Genomic DNA, 2,920 nt, shown 5'->3' with positions numbered 1-2,920 from the left:
CTCGTCACGCATCTTCCGCGCGTCCTCGGCCATCTTCTTCGCCGCATCCAACGCACCCTGCGCATCATCGACGGCCGACTGCGCGCTCGTCTGCGCCGTCTTCGCATGCTGCGCATCCCGCGTAGCAGCCCGCACCTTCGCCTCGTCCGGCTTGTCACCGTCCGACTTGCTGCCCGTCGGGTCGTCCTTGTACTTGTCGGCCTCCTTCGACGCCCGCGTCACCCACGAATCCGCCGACGACAACTTCGACTGCGCCGTGGTCAGGTCGTCGCGGGCCTCCCGCGCCTTGCGCAACGCCTTGTCCGCCAACGCCTGCGCCCGCTCCAGCTTCGGCCAGAAGTCCGCGAGCGCGTCACCGCACATCCCGTACGACTTCTCCAGCTTCTTCAAGTTCTTCGGGACGCCGGAGAACTCCTCCTTGAACACGGCCGCCGACTTGCCCGCCCACTCGGCGAGCGTCGACTCCCCCGCCATCCCCTTCACCAGACGCAACGCCTCCGAGACGTCGTCCGCGAAGTCCTGCAACGTCTTCGCAAGCGTGCGCACCCGCTGCGGATCACCCGGCGTCGGATCCTTGTCCAGGTCCAGGACATGCCAATCCGTCGGCCGGTGCCCCACCATCGCTCATCCCCCGTCAGCCCGTGCGCATCAGCTACAACTCATTGCGCACACGCGAACCTACAAGGCACAGAGGTTCGATGAGAAGAGAGCCCCTCACGACCGGAAACTGCCGCCTCGCAGGGGCAACGCCCAAGGCTGAGGCTTCGACAAGCCCGCCGACGTGGCCCGTGGGCCCGTCAGACGCAGCTGAGCGCTTGGGGACGACATGACGGTGGACGCTAGTCCAGTGCGATTGATGAGGTGACGCGGACGGCGGCGATCGGCGAGCACATGGCCAGTCTCGTGGACACCGCTGGCGCTCGCGCTGTGCCCGCCTCGCCGCCTTGACGTTGGCTTCCCACCGAACCGACCCCTATATCGTCATCATGACGGCCACGGCGGCGCTCCGCGGTTTCCGATCCGCCTGGAGAAGACGACCGCCTCGCTTCCACCGTCCACACAAAGCTCTGCAAGGGGCCGTCCCCGCAGGCGCGTGGGCGACGCGCGGCGTACGGGGCACCGGCCGCGCAGCTCCGAGCTACCCACGTAAGCGCGGGGACGACTGCACCGCCTACAGCGGCGACACGTCCTGGCGGGAGCAACCCCCGCAGGCGCGGGGACGACGACCGGAAGCCCTCATCCAACCTCGTCATGAGCGAACTACCCCCGCAGGCGCGGGGACGACGTGCCGGACGCGACGCCGGCCGCAACGCCCGCCGAACTACCCCCGCAGGCGCGGGGACGACGACCGGCCCGGCCAGTACCGGGCCACGTCCCAGAACTACCCCCGCAGGCCCGGGGACGACACGGACGATGGCCCGACGGTAGGTGAGGCTGGTGAACTACCCCCGCAGGCACGGGGACGACTGGACGCTCAGCCTCGCCAGCGACGCCCGCGGCGAACTACCCCCGCAGGCGCGGGGACGACCCGGCGGCGTGGCCGTGAACGTCGTTGACCTGCGAACTACCCCCGCAGGCGCGGGGACGACGGTTGGTCTTCTTGGGCATGTGAGTCCTCTCGGGAACTACCCCCGCAGGCGCGGGGACGACTCCGCTGTGGCACGGAGCGCGGTCATCATCGTGGAACTACCCCCGCAGGCGCGGGGACGACTGATGTCGTCCCCGCACCCGCGGGGGTAGTTCACAGGTCGCGGGCATGGAGGTGGGCGTCGAGGGGTCGTCCCCGCACCCGCGGGGGTAGTTCGTCCTCGTCCGGCAGGTGCACGCGCTCGGCGTCGTCGTCCCCGCACCCGCGGGGGTAGTTCCGCGAACCCACGGCACGGCGGCAACACTCGAAGGTCGTCCCCGCACCCGCGGGGGTAGTTCCACGGTCAGGCCCTGCTCGGTCCGCGTCTCACGGTCGTCCCCGCACCCGCGGGGGTAGTTCGGTCATCGAGCGCACCCCCTTCGCTCTTGGCCGGTCGTCCCCGCACCCGCGGGGGTAGTTCCCCTTGTGCGCCCCCGTGAGTCTGACCAAAAGGGTCGTCCCCGTACCCGCGGGGGTAGTTCGTACGAGGAGGCGCTGGCGACCTCCGGCGCCGGGTCGTCCCCGCACCCGCGGGGGTAGTTCCTTGCCGCGGTCGTAGCCGGTGCGGTCCTCGTCGTCGTCCCCGCACCCGCGGAGGTAGTTCGCCATCGGCGTGGAGGAGGCCGGCCGTCGGCTGGTCGTCCCCGCACCCGCGGGGGTAGTTCAGGACCCAGCCGTCCGCCTCGCTGATCGCCGCCGTCGTCCCCGCACCCGCGGGGGTAGTTCGACCGTGGCTTTATTCACGAGTAGTGACGCCGGTTGTTCCTAGATTTGGGAGGCACCTAGATCTACGGAGGGGTGTTGTTCACGAGTTTCGACAGCACCGGGGGACTTGCCAGAGCGGCATCGAGGTGCTCCTGGTGAAAGGCCTTGTCATGCCGCAGACGTCGAAGGTCGAGCTGTACGCGATCCGGCGTGACCATCGTGCCGGCACACCAGTCTGTCTGTCCGACCGGATGATCGAACCCTTCGGCGTGCAGCTTGTTGAGAGCCGAGTTGTCGACGTCGCCCCGCCACTCATACGTGATTGTCGTGATTCAAACCTAGCTATCGGGTCAGCGTCTCGAAGCCGGCATCGTCGCAGTACTGCACAACGCGCCTCTCCGCCTCGGAGTCACTGTTGTTCATCGCTGCCACCGTCGCCTCCGCCAAGGTGCGGCCTCCGCCAACGGCCTCATCCCGGAGCGGTCGCACCGCGAGGAAGGCGTCCTGCGCGACGGCCCCGACCTCGTCGTACCCTGACGACTCCGGCGTGCCCGTGCCCGCCGCGTTCCGCGCCTTCTGCCACGCCCC

General features: G+C 69.2%; 2 protein-coding genes, 1 pseudogene and 1 CRISPR repeat array. All 3 genes and pseudogenes read right to left on the bottom strand.

Annotation, left to right across the window (positions count from 1 at the left end; genetic code table 11):
- A partial coding sequence (locus tag IG94_RS0137835; RefSeq protein WP_031048602.1) for a putative T7SS-secreted protein occupies window positions 1–621 on the bottom strand: 621 nt, incomplete at its 3' end.
- Window positions 622–1,715: 1,094 nt separating this feature from the next.
- Window positions 1,716–2,353: a CRISPR direct-repeat array (repeat unit 28 nt; unit sequence GTCGTCCCCGCACCCGCGGGGGTAGTTC).
- 209 nt (window positions 2,354–2,562) lie between these two features.
- Window positions 2,563–2,664, bottom strand: a pseudogene (locus tag IG94_RS43965) (GNAT family N-acetyltransferase); the annotation flags it as partial.
- 10 nt (window positions 2,665–2,674) lie between these two features.
- Window positions 2,675–2,920 (bottom strand): hypothetical protein (locus tag IG94_RS0137830; protein ID WP_031048599.1); only part of this gene is annotated, 246 nt, incomplete at its 5' end.

It is taken from the genome of Streptomyces olivaceus (assembly GCF_000721235.1).
Taxonomy (GTDB): Bacteria; Actinomycetota; Actinomycetes; order Streptomycetales; family Streptomycetaceae; genus Streptomyces; species Streptomyces olivaceus.
The sequence above is the reverse complement of the archived record's forward strand: the minus strand, read 5'-3'. Positions and strand labels throughout refer to the sequence as shown.